The organism is Nonomuraea sp. NPDC050022 (genome assembly GCF_044460705.1).
Lineage (GTDB): Bacteria > Actinomycetota > Actinomycetes > Streptosporangiales > Streptosporangiaceae > Nonomuraea.
The window spans coordinates 829,347-849,602 of record NZ_JBITKE010000005.1; the positions used below are offsets into that span (position 1 = coordinate 829,347).

At 71.7% G+C, this 20,256-nt stretch carries 14 protein-coding genes; 9 read left to right on the forward strand and 5 right to left on the reverse strand.

Annotated elements, in window-relative coordinates; translation table 11 throughout:
• Nucleotides 1–8 precede the first annotated feature (8 nt).
• From ACIBO2_RS25405 to ACIBO2_RS25430, 6 genes are all read left to right on the forward strand, one after another.
• Nucleotides 9–1,475: an SDR family NAD(P)-dependent oxidoreductase gene (locus tag ACIBO2_RS25405; protein WP_358545652.1), complete on the forward strand. Its 1,467-nt coding sequence runs from the start codon at nt 9–11 to the stop codon at nt 1,473–1,475.
• Nucleotides 1,475–2,608: a gala protein gene (locus ACIBO2_RS25410; RefSeq protein WP_358545654.1), complete on the forward strand. Its 1,134-nt coding sequence runs from the start codon at nt 1,475–1,477 to the stop codon at nt 2,606–2,608. Before ACIBO2_RS25405 ends, ACIBO2_RS25410 begins: the two co-directional genes overlap by 1 nt.
• Before the next feature lie 74 nt (nt 2,609–2,682).
• Nucleotides 2,683–4,446 (forward strand): hypothetical protein, encoded by a 1,764-nt coding sequence (locus ACIBO2_RS25415; protein ID WP_397299766.1) that lies wholly within the window; start codon nt 2,683–2,685, stop codon nt 4,444–4,446.
• Nucleotides 4,443–6,146, forward strand: coding sequence for an ankyrin repeat domain-containing protein (locus ACIBO2_RS25420; RefSeq protein ID WP_397299769.1), 1,704 nt, complete (start codon nt 4,443–4,445; stop codon nt 6,144–6,146). Before ACIBO2_RS25415 ends, ACIBO2_RS25420 begins: the two co-directional genes overlap by 4 nt.
• An 11-nt stretch (nt 6,147–6,157) precedes the next feature.
• Nucleotides 6,158–7,360, forward strand: a complete 1,203-nt coding sequence (locus ACIBO2_RS25425; RefSeq protein ID WP_397299771.1) for an AAA family ATPase — start codon at nt 6,158–6,160, stop codon at nt 7,358–7,360.
• A 3-nt stretch (nt 7,361–7,363) separates the two neighbouring features.
• Nucleotides 7,364–8,536, forward strand: a complete 1,173-nt coding sequence (locus ACIBO2_RS25430; protein ID WP_358545659.1) for a VWA-like domain-containing protein — start codon at nt 7,364–7,366, stop codon at nt 8,534–8,536.
• Between the two features lie 19 nt (nt 8,537–8,555).
• On the opposite strand, the gene ACIBO2_RS25435 is transcribed toward ACIBO2_RS25430, so the two are convergent.
• The 3 genes from ACIBO2_RS25435 to ACIBO2_RS25445 all read right to left on the reverse strand — a co-directional run bounded on the left by ACIBO2_RS25435 (nt 8,556) and on the right by ACIBO2_RS25445 (nt 10,272).
• Nucleotides 8,556–8,978, reverse strand: coding sequence for a PIN domain nuclease (locus tag ACIBO2_RS25435; RefSeq protein WP_358545661.1), 423 nt, complete (start codon nt 8,976–8,978; stop codon nt 8,556–8,558).
• Nucleotides 8,975–9,220 carry a type II toxin-antitoxin system VapB family antitoxin gene (locus ACIBO2_RS25440; protein WP_358545663.1) on the reverse strand — a complete coding sequence of 82 codons (246 nt, stop codon included), beginning with the start codon at nt 9,218–9,220 and terminating at the stop codon, nt 8,975–8,977. Before ACIBO2_RS25440 ends, ACIBO2_RS25435 begins: the two co-directional genes overlap by 4 nt.
• A gap of 68 nt (nt 9,221–9,288) precedes the next feature.
• Nucleotides 9,289–10,272, reverse strand: coding sequence for an aldo/keto reductase (locus ACIBO2_RS25445; RefSeq protein ID WP_397299776.1), 984 nt, complete (start codon nt 10,270–10,272; stop codon nt 9,289–9,291).
• Nucleotides 10,273–10,334: 62 nt separating this feature from the next.
• On the opposite strand from ACIBO2_RS25445, the gene ACIBO2_RS25450 reads away from it, so the two are divergent.
• The 3 genes from ACIBO2_RS25450 to ACIBO2_RS25460 are packed head-to-tail and all read left to right on the forward strand — an operon-like array spanning nt 10,335 to nt 12,702.
• Nucleotides 10,335–11,213 carry a LysR family transcriptional regulator gene (locus tag ACIBO2_RS25450; RefSeq protein WP_358545665.1) on the forward strand — a complete coding sequence of 293 codons (879 nt, stop codon included), beginning with the start codon at nt 10,335–10,337 and terminating at the stop codon, nt 11,211–11,213.
• A gap of 29 nt (nt 11,214–11,242) precedes the next feature.
• Nucleotides 11,243–11,446, forward strand: a complete 204-nt coding sequence (locus tag ACIBO2_RS25455) for an EF-hand domain-containing protein (RefSeq protein WP_358545666.1) — start codon at nt 11,243–11,245, stop codon at nt 11,444–11,446.
• 59 nt (nt 11,447–11,505) lie between these two features.
• Nucleotides 11,506–12,702, forward strand: a complete 1,197-nt coding sequence (locus tag ACIBO2_RS25460) for a helix-turn-helix domain-containing protein (RefSeq protein ID WP_358545667.1) — start codon at nt 11,506–11,508, stop codon at nt 12,700–12,702.
• On the opposite strand, the gene ccrA is transcribed toward ACIBO2_RS25460, so the two are convergent.
• Nucleotides 12,674–14,032: a crotonyl-CoA carboxylase/reductase gene (ccrA, locus tag ACIBO2_RS25465; protein WP_358545669.1), complete on the reverse strand. Its 1,359-nt coding sequence runs from the start codon at nt 14,030–14,032 to the stop codon at nt 12,674–12,676. The two genes, ACIBO2_RS25460 and ccrA, sit on opposite strands and share 29 nt — an antisense overlap.
• Nucleotides 14,029–20,253, reverse strand: coding sequence for an SDR family NAD(P)-dependent oxidoreductase (locus ACIBO2_RS25470; protein ID WP_397299782.1), 6,225 nt, complete (start codon nt 20,251–20,253; stop codon nt 14,029–14,031). The genes ccrA and ACIBO2_RS25470 overlap by 4 nt, the downstream gene beginning before the upstream one ends.
• Between the last annotated feature and the right edge of the window lie 3 nt (nt 20,254–20,256).

A 20,256-nucleotide genomic window follows, 5' to 3' on the forward strand; every position in this document is an offset into this window, starting at 1 on the left:
GGGTGTGGGTGTCGGTCGTCGATCCTGACTTGACCGGGACACCGCCGCCCGACTCAGGAATCCTCCCCAACCCGGCTGAGGTCGAGACCTGCCTGCGGGTGATGGCCCAGGCACGCGCGGCGGACCCGGCCGATCCTCGATGGGCGGCCGTGCACGAGGCCGCGGCGCACCTGTACCGGGCGGGGAAGAAGACCCGAAAGGCGTCGCGGCACGCCGAGCGCAGGCGACGCGATCACGAGGCCACGGCGGCCACGGCGCGCTATCGAGAGCAGGATCCATCCCCCGCGCTCGTCCCGCCGGCGGCCCCGACGGGTGACGCGCCGACCCGGCGCCCGCTGGTGGGCACGCGACGCTGTTACGTCTGCAAGTCCGCCTACCAGCAGGTGCATCCGGAATACCACCTGCTGTGCCCGGATTGCGCCGAGGAGAACGTGGCCCGTCGGCACGCTCGCTGCGATCTACGTGGCCGCCGGGCGATCGTGACCGGGGGACGGGTGAAGATCGGTTTCCAGCTGACGCTGAAGCTGCTGCGCGACGGCGCGGACGTCCTGGTAACCACCCGCTTCCCACGGGATGCCGCCCGTCGATTCGCGGCCGTGCCCGACGCCGAAGCCTGGCTGGACCGGGTCCACGTCCACGGTGTCGACCTGCTCGACCTGGCGGCCGTCGCGGGTCTGCTGGAGTCCGTTGAGCGGCGGTTCAGTCATCTCGACATCCTCGTCAACAACGCGGCCCAGACGATCCGCCGACCCGGCGCGTACCACCGCGAGGTGCGCGCGGCGGAGCGCGCGCCGCTGAGCGGCCTGGCCGCGCGGATCGACGTGGCGGACGTGTCGGGGACGGTCTCGCCCGCCGTCGCCACGCGGCTGGAACCCGCGCCGGCGGTCGCGGTTCCCTCGGACTCTGGGCAGGCCGTCACGCGGCGGGACACCCTGGAGGAGCTGTTCCCCGCCGGGCAGATGGACGAGACCGGTCAGCCGCTGGACCTGCGCGATCGCAACAGCTGGAGTCTCCGGCTGCACGAGGTGGACCCGGCCGAGTGGCTGGAGGTCCAATTGGTGAACTCCTTCGCGCCGTTCTTGCTGACGTCCCGGCTGCGCGGTCTGCTCGAGGCCTCGCCGTGGCCGGACCGGTACGTCGTACAGGTCTCGGCGATGGAGGGCAGCTTCTCCCGGGAGCAGAAGACCGTCCGCCATCCGCACACCAACATGGCCAAGGCCGCCCTGAACATGCTGACCCGCACCGCCGCCGCGGACTACGCGGCCTCGGGCATCTACATGAACAGCGTCGACACCGGCTGGGTCACCGACGAACGCCCCCATCCGGACAAGATCGCGCAGCGGGCGGCGGGATTCCGCCCGCCGCTGGACGTCATCGACGGCGCCGCCCGGGTCTACGACCCGATCGTGCGCGGTGTGGGCGGGGACCGGGTGTCCGGCCTGTTCTTGAAGGACTACCGACCGGTGGATTGGTGATGATGGAGCCGACGCCCGTACGCTGCCCCGCGATCGAGCACCTTGACGTGCCGCCGGCCGATCCGGCGGACCTGGATCCGCTGGTCGCCCGGCTGGCCGCACCGACCCGGGTGGCGGCCGACGAGACCTTCCCGGTCGGCACCGTACGGCCCGATGGTCGAGTCGATCTGTGCAAGCAGGGCCTCGGCCCGGCTGGTGCGGCGCGGCTGCTCCCGGTCGCGGTGGCCTCGCCGCACGCCGTCCATCTGCTGCTGGGCACCAACGCCATCGGCAACGACGGCGCCCGGACCATCGCCGACGCGCTCGTTCCCGGCCACGGCCTGGAGACCCTCTACCTCGGCTGCAACCGCATCGACGCGGCGGGCGCCGGGGCGCTCGCCGGTCGGCTGGCCACGGACACCACCGTGCGCGCCCTGTGGCTCAAGCGGAACCCGGTGGGCGACGACGGAGTTCTCGCCCTCGCCGCGATGCTCCGCCGGAACACCACGATCCGCACGCTCGACCTGGTCAACACCGGGCTCACGCAGGAGGGGCTGCGGGCGCTGCTGGCTGTGCTCACCGAGCGGTCGCATCCGGTCGAGCGGCTGTTTCTGGGCGGCAACGGGCTGGGCGCGGAGTCCGGCGACTTGCTGGCCGCGCTGATCCGGGACGCCGGGGTACGCGAGCTCTACCTTCCGGCGAACCATCTCGGCGACGCCGGTGCGGCCACGCTCGCCGCGGCGGCCGATCCCGCCCGGCCGGTGCGCCTGGGCCTCGGTGGCAACGGCATCGGGCCGGACGGTGCCCGCGCGCTGGCCGACGCGCTCAGCGGCATCGAGGCACTGGACCTGGGACGTCCGCCATCGGAGCGGAGCCTCGGCGCGCCCGCGAACGTCACCGGAGACACGGGCGCGGCCGTGCTGGCCGCGGCTCTGCCCGGCAGCCCACTGCGCCGGTTGGAGCTGCGCCGGACCGGGATCACCGGCCGTGGCGCCAAGGCTCTGCTGGCCGCCGTACCCGACGACACCCGGCTGGAATACGTCGGGTTCGGCCCCGGCGTGCCCCGCCAGGTGAAGCGCGCGCTGGCGCCACGGCTGCGTCCCGCCGCCCGGACCCATCCGGACCTGCACGCGATCGGGAGCCTCTACCGGTGAGCGCGGCGCCCTCACCGGCCGGTCCGCCACCTCGTACGCCGTCCCGTTCGTATCCGCCACACGAGGCGTCCCGGTTGCGGCGGATACGGCGGTACGCGGTGCCCCCGTGGATGGTCGAGCAGGCGACCGAACGACGGCTCGCGGGCGACTGGCGTGGCGCCTGCGCCGCCGCCAACATCGATGTCACCTTCGACCTGGCCGAGATCGCGAATGAGCACGGCGACGCCGTCGCCACGGCGCTCGAGGACGACCTGCGCAACTTCGCCCCGGACCTGCTGCGCTGGCACCTGCCCCGCCTGGATCGTGGGCGTACGACGATCGTGCCCGACCAGGTGATGGTCCTGGGAAAGCCGGGCGGGGCCGCAGACGCCCCGTACCTGTACCTCCAGACGCCCCGCTGGATGGTCCACGGTCCGCAGCGGCTGCGCCTGCATGTCGGGCCGGTTGACCAGCAGGACACCTATCTGGAGACCGACTGGGCGTACTGCGCGTTCTGGCGCGACATCGTCCAGGACTGGAGCTCGTCGCGTCACCTGTGGGATGTGCGCCATAGCGACGACCTGCGTGAACGCTGCGGTGGTGACAAGGCGCGGGCTCCGTTCTTCCACGGTGACGGCACACCGCGCGGGGCGCAAGAGCTTCCCACGGCCGACCCTGGCCGCGCCGACCCGGCGTCGCTCACCGAGTGGGTCACGCTGCTGCACGAACGTGGCGAGGTCGAAGCGGCGTTCGCAGCCGCCGGCATCGACCTGGACGCCGCGCCGCTCGAGCTCGATCCCTATTACGGGGTGAATCGCGTTGATCCGCTCGACGTTCTCGCGCGGATGCCCCTCGCCTTGACCCGGGTGGAGGCGGAGATCCGTCGCCTCGCCGCCTCGGTGGGAACCGGCCGTTTCTGGCTTCCCTACCGGCAGTACGCGGCGATCCTGTTCGAGACCGACGGATCGGATGCGGGTCTGCGCGTCCGAGTCGTCAAATTCGAGACGGGCACGGAGCCCGCGGACATAGTGCTCCCCGAAGCGTGCTGGCGCCGCCTGCCCGACCTTGACCTGCTGCGGGACGGCTATCCGCCGGAGCGGCTCCATCCGCTCGTACACGAAGCCCTGTTCCCGAGCCGCGCCGTACCCGGCGTTCCTGCGGCCGACCCGGAGCTCCCGAAGCCGACCCGGATCCGCTGCCGCGGCGAGTGGCACGAGGCGTCCTTCCGTGACGGCGTCCTGCACATTCCGCACAGCGCGGAGGAGCAGCAGCGGGAGGACGCCATGCGGGTCTTCGGAGGCGCGATCGCCGGATGCTTCGCCGCACGGCACGCGTGGACGTCCGGAACCGGACGGCTGCCCAAGGCCCTGCGCGACCAGCGAAGGGACCTTTTCGCGCGGGCCCAGCACGGCGACCTCCCGGGAGTCCTACGACTGCTGGACGCCGGCGTGGATCCACGCGTCCGTGATGGCCGACAGCGCACCCTGCTCCACATGCTGCACCTGCTCGATCCCGGCGTCGATCCGAGGGTGCCCAGCCCTCGAAAGGGCGAGCTGACCCACCGGCTGCGACACCTCGACCATGATGGTCTGCTCGGGCGGCTCCTGGCGGCGGGCCTGGACATCGATGCCAGAGATGAGGACCAGCGCACGCCACTGTTCTCCGCGATCTGCGGGGACGGTTCGGTGGCACTCGTCCACGCGCTGCTCACCGCGGGGGCGCGGATCGACCTGACCGGCGAGATCCAGGGCGAGGCCGTCTCGCTCTACAGACTGATCGTCATGCTCGATCGCTATGACCTGGGCTTCATCAAGGATCGGATCGAACGCGAGTATCCGGAACTCACTGAGGAACAGTGAACGCCGTCAGCACGCCAGTCCCCAACCCCGCGCCCGAGGCAGCCCGGCGCCGCACGCCGTCGTACCCACCGGACGAGGCGTCGAGCCGACGGCGGATCCTGCGGTACGCCGTTCCCCGGTGGATGATCGAGCGGGCCACCGAGCGACGTCTCGACGGAGACTGGCGCGGCGCCTGCGCCGCCGCGAACGTCGACGTCGCGTTCGACCTGGCCGGCATCGCCCGGGAGCATGGCGGCGCCGTCGCGGTCGCCGTCGAGGACGACCTCCGCCATTTCGCACCGGACCTGCTGCGCTGGCATCTGCCCCGCGTCCTGGAGGGACGTACGACGATCCGCACCGGCCAGACGGTGACATTGGGCGGTTACCTAGGTGCGGACAAGGCCCTGCATTATCTGGACGTCACCACGCCCTCCATGGTGGACGGGCCGCAGCGGCTACTCCTGTGCTTCGGCCGGATCGACCATGTCTTCAGCTCGGGCGGTCATCGGCGCGTCCACAACTGGACCATGCTGCGGCACCTGTGGGATGTACGGCACAGCGGCGCGCTGCTGGAACGCCATGGTGGCGGAGACCGGCCACCGTTCTTCAACGCGGACGGGACCCGGCGCGCCGCCGAGGAACTGCCCACGGCCGACCCCGGTCCCGCCGACCCGCCGACCCGCGCCGAATGGGTGACCCTGCTGCATGAGCGAGGGGAGGTCGAGGCGGCGTTCGCCGCGGCGGGGCTCGCGCTGGATCCGTCACCGCTCAAGCGCCGCTGGGGCCTGCTCGATCCGCTGCCTGTCCTGGAGAAACTCCCGTTAGCGCTGACCAGGCTCGAGCCGGAGATCCGGCTGCTCATCCGCGAGGGCTTCGGGCGTCGCTTCCAGATTCCGCATTCCTACTACTCCCTGCTGCTCGAAAGCAGCAGGTGGGTCGGCGAACTGCGGATCCGGATCACCGACCCCGAGGAGATCTCCGGTACCCCGGTGCTGCCCGAGGCGTGCTGGCGGCGGCTGCCGGACCTCGACGTACTCCGGCACGGCGACGCGGATCCGGACCGGCTGCATCCGCTGGTCCGGGACGCGCTCTTCCCGCTGCGTGCGGACCCCGCCGATCCGGTCGGACCGCCGGATCTGCGGCTCCCGTCCCGGGTTCGGGTGCGCTGCCGCGGTGAGTGGCACGAGGTGTCCTTCCAGGACGGCGCGCTGCGGGTGCCGCACAGCGCGGACGAGCAGCGGCGCGAGCAGGCGATGCGGGCGTTCGGCGGCGCGGTCGCCGGCTGTTTCGCCGTGGCGCAGGCGGTGTCCTCCGGCAAGGGGCGGCTGCCGAAAGCCTTGCGGGAGCAGCGGCGGGAGCTGTACACGCGCGCCCAGCACGGTGACACGCCGGGAGTGCTCAGGCTTCTCGACGCCGGGGTCGACCCCCGGTTCCGTGACGGCCGGCGCCGCACGCTCCTGCACGCGCTGATCCACCTGGACCACGAGGTTCTGCTGCCGCGCCTGCTGGCGGCCGGGGTCGACCTCGAGGCCGAGGACCACAACCGGCGCACGGCGCTGCACGTGGCGGTCGGGGACAACGGCTCCGTCGCGCTGGTCCGGGCGCTGCTGGCCGCCGGAGCGAACCCCGACGTCACCGACGACGAGGGCCGGTCGCTCCCCCAGCTCATCCGCTCCTACAAGCGCACCGACCTGGACTTCCTGCTGGACCGGGACCGTTAGAACGAGGAACATTGAACGTCACCGATGAGAACCGCACACCGGATCCGCTGGCCGCGGCCGATGAGCTGGTCCGCCGGCTCGGCTCCCAGCGGACGGAGCCGGCCGCGAACCCGCAGTTGGAGGCGCTGGCGCTCGCGGTGTCGGCGAACCTGCCCGTGCTGTTGTGGGGCGAGCCGGGGATCGGCAAGTCCGCCGGCCTCCAGCAGCTGGCCGCCGGGCTCGGCGTCCCGCTGGAGACGGTGATCGCGAGCGTGCACGAGCCCTCCGACTTCGCCGGCCTTCCGATCATCGGTGATGATCCGGCCACCACCGGGGTGCCGATGGCCCCACCGGACTGGGCGGTGCGGCTGGCATCGGCCGGGCGCGGCGTCGTGTTCTTCGACGAGCTGTCTTCCGCTCCCCCTGCCGTACAGGCGGCGCTGCTGCGGGTCGTCCTCGAACGCCGGGTCGGCAGCCTGCCGCTCCCGGAGACGGTCCGGGTGGTCGCCGCCGCCAACCCGCCGTCCAGCGCCGCGGACGGCTGGCACCTCAGCCCGCCACTGGCGAACCGGTTCGTCCACCTGCAGTGGACGCACGACCCGCGAACGGTCGCACGAGGCATGGCCGGCACCTGGCCGGCCGTGCCCCTGCCGCTCATCGACCCGGCCCGGGTGCCCAGCGCGGTCGCCCGCGCCCGTGGGGTGGTCTCCGGGTTCCTCACCGCCCGGCCCGGCCTGGCCCATCATCTGCCCGGCGACGCGGAGAGCCGGGGTCGCGCCTGGCCGTCGCCGCGTACCTGGGAGATGGTGCTGCGCCTGCTGGCGGTCGGGTACGCCGCCGGCTCCGACCAGAAGGCGGTCGCGGCCGCGGTGATCGGCGCGGTGGGCGACGGCGCAGGTCTGGAGCTGCTGGCCTACCTCGAACAGCTCGACCTGCCCGACCCGGACCGCGTTCTGGCCAGTCCGGACGCCTTCGCACTACCGGAGAGAGGCGACCGGCAGCTCGCCTTCCTGACGGCCGTCGTCTCGGCGGTGCAGAGCGACCTCACGCGGCGGCGCTGGGAGGCCGGCTGGGCGGTGCTGGCCAAGGCCGTCGACGCCGGCGTACCCGACGTCGCGGCCCGGGCCGCCGGGGATCTCGCGGCGATGCGCGACACCGACTGGCCGGTGCCGAGCGGCATTGACGCCTTCCTCGATCTGCTCCAGCTGTCCGGCGCGCTGCCGAGCGCCCGCTGACCCGTGGCCGAATTCGACCGGGTCAAGTTGCTCGCCGCGCGCTACCGTGCCGCGAGCGACCGGCCGTACCTCGCCTCCGCGCTCTACTCGCTGACGGTCGTGCCGACCAGCGTCGTTCCGACGATGGCCGTCGACCGGCACTGGCGGTGCTACGTGTCACCGGCGTTCGTCGCGGCGACGCCCGTTCCCGAGCTCGCGGGCGTATGGATCCATGAGGTTTCGCACGTGCTGCGCGACCACCACGGCCGTGCGGACCGGCTGCCGGCCACCGACCAGCGCGACCGGTTGCGCGTGAACGTCGCCCAGGACTGCGAGATCAACGATGACCTGCTCGCCGACGGGCTGGCACTGCCGGAAGGCCGGGTGGAACCCGGCACCTTCGGGCTGACGGCCGGACGGCTGTTCGAGGAGTATCTTCCGCGGCTGCCGCCGTCCGCCGTCTGCTCCGACTGCGGCTCCGGCGCCCACGGCTCACCGGGTGATTGGGAGATCACCGGTGACGGCGGGCCTGGCGGCGTCAGCACGGTCGAGGTCGAGGCTCTGCGCCGGCATACCGCCGAGGCGATGCGCGCCCACCGGCGCAACCGCGGCAGCCTCCCGGCCGGCTGGCAACGCTGGGCGGAGCAGATCCTGGAACCGACGGTCGACTGGCGCCGCGTGCTGGCGGGCGCCGTACGGGAGGCGGTCGCCTGGGCCGCCGGGGCGGTCGACTACACCTACCGCCGCCCGTCCCGCCGCACCGCCGCGCTGCGCGGCGTCGTGCTGCCGAGCCTGCGCCGCCCACTGCCGGCCGTCGCGATCGTCATCGACACCTCGGGGTCCATGGGCGAGGCCGACCTGGCGGCGGCCCTTGCCGAGGTCACCGGGGTACTGCGGGAGGTCGGGGTCGGCGGTAATCGGGTCACGGTGCTCGCCTGTGATGCCGACGTACAGACCGCCGCTCGGGTGACGTCCGCGCAGCAGGTGGATCTCGCCGGTGGGGGTGGCACGGACATGCGGGTCGGCATCAGTGCGGCCCTCGCTCTGCCCGAACGGGTCGGCGTCGTGATCGTGCTGACCGACGGCTTCACTCCGTGGCCCGACGCACCGTCGTCGGCCCGCCTCATCGCCGCGCTCATCGGCACGGATCCGCCGCTCCCGCCCGCCTGGGTCGAGGCCATCCGCATTCCTGCGTGATAAAGCGCGGCGTACACATTCAGAGCACCCGGTCCGCTGTCCCTGTGGGCACGACCCACTGGGTGGGCTGGCCGGTGATCGACGCGACCATATCGAAATCACCGTCGTAGTGGAGCACGGTCGCCCGGTGACGTTCGGCAGTGGCGGCGATAAGGAGATCCGCCATGGACAGGGCACGGTGAAAACCACGCTCCAACGCGACGCCCTGAACCTCGAGCACGCGCTCGAACACCTCGTCGCCGCAGTAGAGAAAGTTGAAGCCGCGCAGCAGGAAGCGGATACGGGCCATGTCCGGCTTGTTGCGAGCGCTGTAGACCATCTCCCATTCCACCGCCGCGCAGGTGGCCAAGACGCCCCGGTCACTGAAATCGTCCAGAACCCGGCCGACGGAGGGATTGCCCCACCGCGCGAGCGCCGATTTGTCAACGAGGTAATCGGTCACGCGGCACCTTGTTGCGTGGAGCGCTGAAGGGTGCCGTCGGCATTGCGGGGACCGGTGTTCTCCACGATCTCGCTGAGGTCGAGCTCCCCGCTCTTGATCGCGTTCGCGAGCTCCTGACGGAGATGGCGCTTGACGGCATCCTCCATGGCCATGCGCACAGCCTTCGCCTTGGTCTTTGTGCCGTAGATGCGCATGGCCTCGGCCACCATCTCGTCATCGAGGTCGATGACAGTTCGGGACATGACAGAACCCTTCCGTTAGCCAGCCTTCCCCAAAACGATACCGCACACGCAGGAAGATAGATATCATTTTAGAGCAGTGTGCCGCCCGTCACCTCGAAACCGGCGAGCGCCTCGTCGACGCGGGCCAGCGTGTCGGGGTGCAGGACGAGGTCGGCGGCGGCCAGGTTCTCCTCGATGTGCGCGGGCGTGCGGCTGCCCGGGATGGCCACCACGTGCTCGTACTGGTGCAGCAGCCAGGCCAGCGCCAGCTGGGCCGGGGTGATGCCCAGGCGGGTGGCCAGGTCCCTGATCGGGGCGTAGCGGTCGTTGTTGCTCGCCAGGTTGTCGGCGGAGAAGCGGGGCGCGTTGTGCCGGAAGTCGCCCTCGCCGAGCCGCTGGACGGTGCCGGTGAGGAAGCCGTTGCCCAGCGGGCTCCAGGCCACGATCCCCACGCCCAGCTCGCGGGCCGCCTTGAGGAGGTCGGGATCGACCGGCCGCCACATCGACCATTCGTTCTGTACGGCCGCCACCGGGTGCACGGCGTGTGCCCTGCGCAGCTCGTCGGCGGTCACGTTCGACAGGCCGAGGTGTTTGACCAGACCGGCCTCGACCAGCTCGGCCATCGCCCCGGCCGTCTCCTCGATCGGTACGCCCGGGTCCACGTAGTGCGCGTAGTAGAGGTCGATCACGTCGGTGTCCAGGTTGCGCAGGCTCCGCTCCGCGTAGCGGCGGACCAGCCTCGGCTCGGCGTTCACCCGCAACTCGCCGAACGCGTAGCCCACGGGGTGCGACCTGCTCGCCTCACCCTCCGGGATGGCCAGGCCGAACTTGGTGGCGACCACCACCTCATCGCGTCGCCCCTTGATCGCCCGGCCGACCAGGCGTTCGTTGTGGCCGTTCACGCCGTAGGCGTCACTGGTGTCGATGTGTACCGCTCCGGCGTCGAGTGCCGCCTTGAGCGCCGTTTCCGCGCGGGTGTCGTCGATGTCGCCGTACACGCCGGGGGACAGCACCATGGCGCCGAAACCGATCGCGGGGACCGTCAGGTTGTTGCCAAGTTCACGGGTCTTCATGTGGTTCATCCTGCTTGCGGTACGGGCGGCGCGTCCAAGTCCTTCTGCTATAACCATCGGTTATGGACGTGCACTTGCGTGACTTGCGCTATTTCGTGGCGGTCGCCGAGGAGCTGAATGTGACCAGGGCCGCCGAGCGGCTGTTCGTCTCGCAGCCCGCGCTGTCCAAGCAGCTGAGAGCGCTGGAACGGCAGCTCGGCTTCGACGTGTTCGAGCGCGTACCCACCGGAGTGGTCCTCACCAGGCAGGGCGAGGCGCTGTTGCCGGTAGCGCGCGAGCTGCTTGACCGGTGGAGCGCCGGGCTGGAGACCGCCAGGGCCGCCGCGCCCACGGGCACCCTGGTCATCGGCATGCAGACGGCCGTCGGGCGGGGGCTGCAGCACGAGGCGCTGCGCCTGTTCCGCGCGGCGATGCCCGGCTGGGAGGTGTCACTGCGGCTGGTCGGCTGGGACGACCCCAGCGGCGGCCTGGCCGACGGCGGCTCCGACGTGGCCTTCATCTGGCTGCCCGTGCCGGAGGGGCTGAGCACGCATGTTCTGGCCACTGAGGGCAGAGGCGTGGCCATGCCGGACGATCACCCCCTCGCCGGACTGGCGGAGATCCCGTTCGAGGCCCTGCGCGACGAGCCGTTCATCGCGCTGCCCGCCTCGGCCGGGCCGCTGCGCGACTACTGGCTCGCCCGCGACCTCCGGGCCGACGAACCGGTCATCGGGTTCACGGCCAACACGCCTGAAGAGGTGTTCGAGGCCGTGACCAGCGGACTGGGCGTCGTACTGGTGGCCGAGGGCAACGCCGCGCTCTACACGCGGCCGGGCCTGGTCTACCGCCCGGTGGCCGGCCTCCCGCCGGGTGAGCTGGCCATCGCCTGGCGCTCCGGCGATAAAAGACGAGAAGTCAGGGCATTCATCGACGCGCTTCGAGAGAGCGCCACTAAGGTCTGACCGATACGGATCCCGCGAAAGGGCTACCCATGAGCGACGACTACACGATCACCTTCGATCTGATCGACGTTGACAATGACGGCCGGATTTCCGCCGAAGAGCTGGTCGGGCTGATGGAGGTGCTCGGTCAGCCGATCACGCTGGAGGCCGCGCACGCCGGGGTGGAGAGGCTCGACAAGGACGGGGACGGCCTGATCGACGTGGAAGAGTTTGGCGCCTTCCTGCAGAGGTAAAACAAGCACTTGCTACACAAACCTCTGCCGCACGGGTAACAATGGCGACAGGAGGGACGATGGCCATCAAGAGTGACACCAGCGAGACCCGGATCTCCGCGGACATCGTGAAGACGCTCAGGGCCGGAATCGGCCGGATCTCCGCCGAGGTGATCGCGGAGATCCAGGTTCGCATCCCCGAGTACGCCAGACCGTCCGACGAGGTCTACATCAAGGTCGTCAGGATGGCCGTCGAGCAGGCCATCGACGGCTTCCTCGACCACATCGAGGACCCCGGCGCCCCCTGGGACCCCGAGCCGTTCCGCATGATCGGCAAGGGCGAGGCGGCGGAGGGACGCAACCTGGAGCCGCTGCAGGCCGCGATGCGGCTGGGCGCCAGGGTCGGCTGGCGGCGGCTCACCGAGATCGCCGACACTCTAGGGCTCTCCCCGCAGTCCCTGTACGACCTGGGCGAGGCCATCTTCGTCTACCTCGACCAGCTCGCCGACGCCGCGGCCGAGGGCTTCGACGAGGCCAGGGCGCACGCGGCGGGCGAGATCGAGCGCCGCCGCAACCGCCTGCTCGACCTGCTGCTGAGCCGGCCGCCCGCCGGCGCGGAGGCCATCTCCGACCTGGCCAAGGCCGCCGGGTGGCGGCTGCCCAAGACCGTGGCCTGCGTCGCCCTCGACGACCAGCACGGCACCTGCCGCTCACCCGCGATGCCGCCCGACGTACTGATGGGCCTGGATCGAGCCACGCCCTGCCTGCTCATACCCGACCCGAACGGCCCCGGCCAGGCGCGCATGCTGGAGACCGCGCTCCGCGGCTACCTGGGCGCCATCGGGCCGCCCGTGCCCCTGACCGCCGCCGCGGCGTCGCTGCGCTGGGCGGCCGAGGCGCTGGAGCTGTCCGGGCGCGGCGTGCTGCCGCGCGGCCTGCTGCACTGCGCGGACCACATGGCGACGCTGGTGGTGTTCAAGGACGAGGAGCTGGTCAACGCGCTGGCGGAGGTACGCCTGGCGCCACTGGCCCACCTGCGGCCCACGCAGCAGGACCGGCTGGCGGAGACACTGCTGGCCTGGCTGCGGTACGGCCGGGGGGCGGGTGAGGTGGCGGCTCGGCTGCACGTACATCCGCAGACGGTCCGCTACCGATTGCGGCAGCTGGAGGAGCTCTACGGCGACCAGCTCGCCGATCCGGACATCCGCTTCGAGCTGGAGATCGTGCTCCGTGCCCGCCGGGCCTCGATCATGAACTTTGGGCCCGGAAAAGCCTGAGCCGATCCTCTCCGACGCGCTCGCGGAGACGGCCGTCCTCGATGCCGAGGTCCTGCTCGGGGGCCAGCGCGAGCACGCCGACCTTGCCGACGTGCTGGTTCAGTTGTACGGCGCGCGCCGCGTCCGCCGCCTCTTCCAGCGGGTACACCCGGGAGAGCGTGGGATGGACCATGCCGAGCGAGATGAGGCGGTTGGTCTCGTGGCATTCCTGGTAGTTCGCGCCGTGTGAGCCGATGATCTGCTTGAGCCGCATCCACAGGTGGCGGTTGTCGTAGGTGTGGTCGTACCCGCTGGACGAGCCACACGTGACCACCTTTCCACCCTTTTTCGCGACATATACCGAAGCGCCGAAAGTGTCCTTTCCGGTGTGCTCGAAGACGATGGCCGGGTCCTCACCCACCAACCGCCTGACCTCCGCCCCCAGCCCGCGCCAGCCCTTCTCATCGGTCAGGTCGTCGAAGCGCGATCGGTCGACGACGTGCTCGCAGCCCATCTCGCGCAGCAGCGCGGCCTTCTCCGGTGAGCTCACCACGCCGACGGGGATGCCGCCGCCGTTCCTGACAAGCTGCACGCCGTACGCGCCGAGGCCGCCCGTCGCTCCCCACAGCAGCACCACGTCGCCCTGCTTCATCCGCGCGCCGCGCTCGCCCACCAGCATCCGGTACGCCGTGGACGCGCACAGCATGTTGCACGCCGCCTCCTCCCAGCTCAGATGCCTCGGCTTGGGCAGCAACTGGGTCGCCTTGACCACCGCGAACTCCGCCAGCCCCCCGAAGTTCGTCTCGAACCCCCACGCGCGCAGGTCCGCGGCCAGCATCCCGTCGTGCTGCACCATCGGGTCCTGGCTGTCGAGGTAGGCGGGGCTGGTGACGACGCGATCCCCGGGACGCCAGTGCCGTACCGCCTGACCCGCCCTGACGACCACCCCGGCCGCGTCGGAGCCGAGCACGTGGGTGGGCAGGTCGTGCCGGGGATCCGTACGGCCGAACCGCTCCAGGAAGGCGAACGTCGGGATCGGCTCGAACATCGCCGACCAGACCGTGTTGAAGTTGATCGCACTGGCCATGACCGCGACGAGCACCTCATCGGGGGCCAGCTCCGGCATCGGCACCTCGCCTACATGGAGCGACCTCCGCACGTCCTTGTCCGGGCCGTCCTTGTCCGGGCGGTCTTTGTTCGGGCGGTCTTTGCCCAGGTCGTCTTTGCCCGGGCTCTCGAACATGCCGACCTCGTCCTTGCGGAGGTGTACGGCGCGGTAGCGCGTGGGCACCTCCAGGCTCGCCAGCTCGGCAGGCGCCGCGCCCGCCACCACGGCCTCTGCCAGCGTCATGCGAGCCTCCTCTTCAGGTCGGCGGCGATGCCTTCGACATGGGGTGGATCGAGCAGGTTGAGGTGATGCGCGCCGGGGACCTCGATGATCTCCAGGCACGGGCAGTACGGGCGGAAGCCACGTGCCGGATCGTCCTCGTGGGCGTACCGGACGTCCTCGACCGCCCAGGGCGTCCGCTCCGTGGACCGGTAGAGGAGCACGTCGCCCAGGTACGGTCCGGCCTCGTAGCGGTCGATGGCCCTGGTGTCCTCGTGCGAGGTGATCTGGTGACGCAGGATGGCCGGGCTGAGCAGCTCCGGCACGCCGGACTCCACGATCCGCTCCTCGGCCAGCGCGAGCTGCCCGCGCTCGTCGAGCGCCAGGAGCTCTCGTGGGTCGAGGCGGACCCGGACGCCGTAGGTATCGCGCAGATAGGCCGCGAAGTCCACGTACCGCCGGGCCTGGATCTCCCGCCGCCGCTCCTCGGGCACCCGCTCGGGCAGCCCCGAGTCGACCATCACGACCAGCTCGACGTCGTCGCCCAGCCGTCTGGCGATCTCGAACGCCAGGATGCCCCCGAACGACCAGCCACCCAGCCGGTACGGTCCCGGACAGGTCCGTTTGACGGCCTCGGTGTAACGGGCGGCCCGCTCTGGGATACCCAGCTCAGCCGCGTCGTCCAGCCGCTCCAGGCCGATGACCGGGAGGTCTAGGTGGGCGGCCAGCAGGGCGTACACACCTGTGGTGCCACCGGCGGGGTGGGCCAGGAACAGCGGCCTGCCGCCGGTCCGCTCAGTGCGGTCGGTCCGTTTGGTCCCGGTTCGTTCGGTGAAGGGTCTGACGGTGGCGAGCCCGGCTTCGGCTGCCTCGCCCTGGCGTACGGCATCGGCGACCTCGGCCACCCGCACACTCTCCCGCGCTCTCTCCTGTCCGCCACCTGTCGCGACCGGTCTACCGAGTTCGAGGCGGAGAAGGTCGAGGGCCTTCGCCAGCATGTCCGGCGCGATGGTCTCGGTGACCGAGGGTTCGCGTCCCAGCAGACCGGTCAGCACCCGAACCACCTGCCGCTCCGCCGCGTCCCTCGGCCCAACCACCGCACGCCCGTTGACGGCACCCGACGGTCCGGCTGTGCCGCGCGGCGGTCCCGTCACCGCGTCCTGATCCGCCGTGGCAGGCGCCGGATCTGTCGCCGCGTCCGCCCGACCTGCTGAGGCGGGTGGCGGTTTGGGTTGCGGGGGGCCCAGTTCGGCGGTGACGGCCAGGGCCAGTTCGCCCAATGTCCCGCCGTTGAGCAGCGGTGTCGTCGAGATCGTGACGCCGAAGTCGTACTCGATCAGGCCACGCAGCCGGGTGGCGGCCAGTGAGTCGAGCCCTCGGCCGGTGAGCACGGCGCCCTCGTCGAGCCACACCGGCTCCACCCCGAGCACGGCCGAGACCCGCTCTCTGACAGTGGCCAGCACTCCCTCAGGCCCGAGGTCGCGCCGCACCTCTGGAGCGAGGTCGGCGACATCAGAGAAGTACGGAAGGCGACCAATCCCAGGAAACACCGACAAGGCCGCAGCTGGGGCGATCCTGACCACTCCCGCACACCGGTCCCGCTGGATCAACGCCTCAAACGCCTCGACACCCTCCTCGGCGGTCAGCGGCTCGACGCCTGGCATTGTGACGGCGCCGGCCCACGTACCCCAGCCGATGGCGATGGCGGGCAGCCCCCGGGCGCGGCGCAGTCGGCAGAGGGCCTCCAGCCAGGCGTTGGCCGTGGCGTAAGCGGCCTGCCCAGGAGACCCGAGCAGCGCGGCGGCGGAGGAGAAGGCCACCCACCAGTCGAGGTCCAGGTGTTCGGTGGCTCGGTGCAGGTTGAGCGCGCCGTCCACCTTGGCGGCCCAGACCCGTTCGAGGCTGCTGGGGTCAAGGTCGGCGACCAGACGGTCGTCCAGGACTCCGGCCGCGTGTACGACTCCGCGCAGCCGTACCCCTCCCTCGGTCGCGGCCGCCACAAGCCGCTCGGCCGTACCCTGAGCGGCCAGATCGCCCGCCACCACCTGGGCGACACCCGCGAGGTCGCTGGGCACGGGGGTGGCGGACCGGCCATTCAGCACGATGCGGGTGGCGCCAAGGCGGGCCAGCCGACGCGCGACGACCAGCCCGAGCCTCCCGTACCCACCGGTGATCACATACCCCCCGGGCCCCGCGACCGCCGTGGCCGAATGCAAGGTCGCCGAACGCGGCGTCGCCGGGTCGGGGACCGCCGGGCGAGGGGGCGCTGGGGCGGGGGCCGTCGAGCCAAGGGTCGCGGAGGCGGAGGCCGCCGAGCGGGAGGTCGCCGGGCCCGGGGGCAGGGTGGCGCGGCGTAGTCGGGCCGCGTAGCGGACGCCGTCGCGCCAGGCCACCTCGTCGTCTCCGGTCGGGGTGGCGAGTTCCCGTGGCAGCACGCCGGGGTCGTCGATGTCCACCAGCCTGACGCGGGCTTCGGGACGCTCCAGCGCCAGCACTCTGACCAGCCCGCTCAGCGAGGCGGGACCAGGATCGGCGGCTTCTCCGTCCCGTATGGCCTGAGCGCGTTCGGTGACGATCGTGAGCTGTGTCCCCTGGTCGGCGAGGCGGGCCAGGTCCAGGATCAGCCGCCGAGCCGCCGACGGCTCCAGCAGCCGCGGAACTCGCACAACAACGCCCGACCCTTCCGCCACCTCTTGGACCTCGCCCGCCGGAGCCGTCGGCAAGGGGGCGGGGGCCCAGACGCGTTCGATGAGCTTGGCGTCGAGGGGCACCGGGATGCTCGACGCCGGAAGTTCCCGGCTCTCGACCCCGTGGAGCGTGCCGTCCGCCGCCACCCGCCGTACCCTCTCCAGGGCCTCGGGCGGCTCAGCCGACTGTGTGTCCAGAGCCTTGGGCGGCGCGGTCGGCTGCGTGAGGCTGGCTGAGCCGTAGACGGTCCAGGAGCCCGCCGCGTTCTTGGCGGTCACCTCGACCCGCGCACCCGCCAGGGTGACCGTCACCTGCGCGGGCAGGGGAAGCAGCGCGTGCAGGGCCACCTCGTACAGCTCCACACCGTGCGACTCCGCTGAGCCGTGCAGCTCCCCTGAGCCGTGCGGCTCCGCTGAGCCGTACACCTCCACGGCCGCGGCGTGCGCCAGTCTGGCCACGGCGGTGAGCGGGAGCACAGGGTGGCCATGGCGGTGCCAGTCGGACGGGTCCAGGTGCCAGGGCGCGTCGGCGAGGTCGTCGAGCGCGGTGGTCCACGCGTGTCCGGCCGGGGTCTCGACGTGCGCGCCGAGCAGGCGGTGTCCTGGCGGGCGGCGGTACGGGGTGACCCAGTTGCGGGTGTGCCGCCACGGCGCTCCAGGCACGTCCACCACCCGGCCGCGCGTCCTGGGCGTGATGGCGGTGGCCACGGTGGCGAGTTGGGAGTGGAAGGCGTGGTCGTGGTGGCGCTCGAGGGAGTGGGTGATCATCGTCGCGGCCGGGAGCGTGTCCTGGAGCGCCTGGCTCAGCACGGGGTGCGGGCTGAGCTCGGTGAAGACGGTGAATCCGTCCTCCGCGGCGGCCCGTACGGCCTGGAGGAGGCGAACCGGCCGACGCACGCCCGCGGCCCAGTACGCGGCCTCGAACGTGGGAGTCTCGCGAGGGTCGTCCAAGACCGTGGAGTAGAACGGCAGGCGCGGCTTGGCGGGGGTGATGGCGGCTAGCTCGTTCCTGATCTTCGGTAGCAGAGGGGCGACCTGGGGTGAGTGTCCGGCGCCTTCGGTGGTGAGTGTTCTGGCGAACAGCCCTCGTGCCTCGACCTCCGCCACGAACCGGGCGACCCGCTCGGGAGCGCCGGTGACAACGGTCTGGTGCGGGGCGGAATGAACCGCCACATACAGGTCACCGGGCACCTCATCGGCAGCCACCCCGACCACGGCCATCGCCCCACCACCACCGCGACCGCCATCGCCATCTCGACCGCCGCCCCCGCCATCGGGACTGCGACCGCCATCGTGACCGCGACCACCACCGTGACGGCGACCACCACCGCCGCCGATGCCACCGATGCCGCCGAGGCTGGCGAGGAGGCGGGCGCGGCGGCAGATCACGCGTACCGCGTCGTGCTGGTCGAGGCCGCCCGCCACCACGGCAGCCGCCACCTCGCCCATCGAGTGGCCGATCACGGCGGCGGGCTCGATGCCGTACGCCTGCCACAGGCGGGCCAGGGCGAGCTGGACGGCGAAGATCATGGGCTGGACGGTGGCCACGCCCCGGGCCTCCGTGGTGTGGAGGTCGATGCCGGCCTCAGCTCGGAGCAGCGGCGCGAGCTCGTCGATGGCCTGCTTGTAGGGCGGCTCCGTTTCGTACAGGTGGTGGCCCATGGCCGGCCACTGTGAGCCGTACCCGCTGAAGACCCACACCGGGCCGACCGGCGCCAGGGGGACGGGCCGGGGCGTGACGGCGGCGAGGCGATCACGCAGCTCGGCCGTGTCGGCGGCGGTCACAACGGCGGCCGCGCGAGCGCCACTGGCTCGCCTGGCCAGGGTGTGGGCCATGTCGCCGAGGTCGGCCGAGGGCTGCCATGCGGCCAGGGTCTCGGCGTACTGCCGCACGCGATCGGGCGTAGCACCGGTGAGGACGAAGACGTGCTGGGCAGGCGCGGGCTGCGGAGGCTGGGTGAGGACGGAGTGGGCGGCGACGGGCTGGGTGAGGGCGGGCTGGGCGGCCGATGAGGCGGTCGAGCGGGCGGAAGCCGCCTCCCCCACCGCCCGATAGGCGGCCAGAGCGATGTGCGCGTTGGTGCCGCCGAAGCCGAACGACGACACCCCCGCGCGTGCGTCCACCCGTGGCCACGGCGTCGGCGAGGTGACGACCCGTAGCCTTTCCCACGGGATGTGCGGGTTCGGCTGCCGGAAGTGGAGGCTGGGTGGGATCACGCCGTGCCACAGCGCCAGGACCGTCTTGATGAGCCCCGCGACCCCGGCCGCCGCCTCCAGGTGGCCGAGGTTCGTCTTGGCCGAGCCGAGCAGAATCTGCCCGGGAAAGACCCCGGCGATGGCCCGCGCCTCGATGGGGTCGCCGAGGAACGTGCCCGTTCCGTGTGCCTCCACGTAGTCGGGCCCCCGGTCCAGCCCTGCGTACACCTCACGCAGCAGGGCCTCCTGCGCTTCGGGGTTGGGGGCGACGAGGCCGTTGGAGCGGCCGTCCTGGTTGACGCCGGTCTCCCTGATCACCGCCAGCACCCGGTCGCCGTCGCGTTCGGCGTCCGTCAGGCGTTTGAGTACGACGACGCCACAGCCCTCGGCCCGCACCATGCCGTCCGCCGACGCGTCGAACGTCTTGCACCGCCCGTCCGCCGCCGTACCGCCGCCCTGGTCGAAGGCCACCGTGACCAGGGGCGACAGCAAAAGGTTCACCCCGGCGGCCAGGGCCAGGTCGCACTCCCCCGATCTCAGGGCTCCTACCGCGAGGTGGGTGGCGACGAGTGAGGACGAGCAGGCCGTGTCCACCGCCATCGAGGGGCCGCGCAGGTCGAGCAGGTAGGACAGGCGGTTCGCGGCGATGCTGAGGGCCGCGCCGGTGGCCGTCCACGCGCCGACGCCGCTCAGGTCCGCGCTGGTCAGGTAGGCGTACTCGGCGCCGGAGATGCCGACGTACGTCCCGGTACGGCTGCCGCCCAGCGACCTCGGCGCGATGCCCGCGTGCCCCAGCGCCTCCCAGGCCGTCTCCAGGAGCAGCCGCTGCTGCGGATCCATGAGCGCCGCCTCGCCCGGCGCGATCCCGAAGAACTCCGCGTCGAACCCGGCCACGTCCTCCAGGAACCCGCCGTGCCTGGTCGTACCGGCCAGTACCTCCTCCGTACGCGCCGATCCGTCGTCGAACGCCTCCCACCGCCCCGCGGGCACCTCGCCGACCGCGTCCCGCCCGTCGAGCAGCAGTTCCCAGTACGCCTCGGGGCCGTGCACGCCCGGCAACCGGCACCCCACCCCGACCACCGCCACCGGCTCACCCAGGTCGCCGGGGATCTCCGTCCTGTCCTCCTGAGGCGGTTCCGCGAGTGCGCGGGCCAGGCGGTTGATCGTCGGATGCTCCCAGGCCAGGGTCGGGCTCAGCTGCCTGCCGAGCAGCTCGGCAAGCTCGCCCGCGATCGCCACCGCGTCACGTGACGACAGGCCGTACTCCTCCAGCGGCCGTTCCGGATCGACCCGCTCGACTCCGCGTGACGCGATCCGCTCGGTGAGGAAGCGGCGGATGTCGGCTTCGCCCAGTACGTTCACGAG

Coding starts and splice junctions, on each gene's coding strand:
- ACIBO2_RS25410 (WP_358545654.1), top strand. CDS start 1,475: ATGATGGAGCCGACGCCCGTACGCTGCCCCGCGATCGAGCACCTTGAC.
- ACIBO2_RS25440 (WP_358545663.1), bottom strand. CDS start 9,220: ATGTCCCGAACTGTCATCGACCTCGATGACGAGATGGTGGCCGAGGCC.
- ACIBO2_RS25445 (WP_397299776.1), bottom strand. CDS start 10,272: ATGAAGACCCGTGAACTTGGCAACAACCTGACGGTCCCCGCGATCGGT.
- ACIBO2_RS25450 (WP_358545665.1), top strand. CDS start 10,335: ATGGACGTGCACTTGCGTGACTTGCGCTATTTCGTGGCGGTCGCCGAG.
- ACIBO2_RS25455 (WP_358545666.1), top strand. CDS start 11,243: ATGAGCGACGACTACACGATCACCTTCGATCTGATCGACGTTGACAAT.
- ACIBO2_RS25460 (WP_358545667.1), top strand. CDS start 11,506: ATGGCCATCAAGAGTGACACCAGCGAGACCCGGATCTCCGCGGACATC.
- ccrA (WP_358545669.1), bottom strand. CDS start 14,032: ATGACGCTGGCAGAGGCCGTGGTGGCGGGCGCGGCGCCTGCCGAGCTG.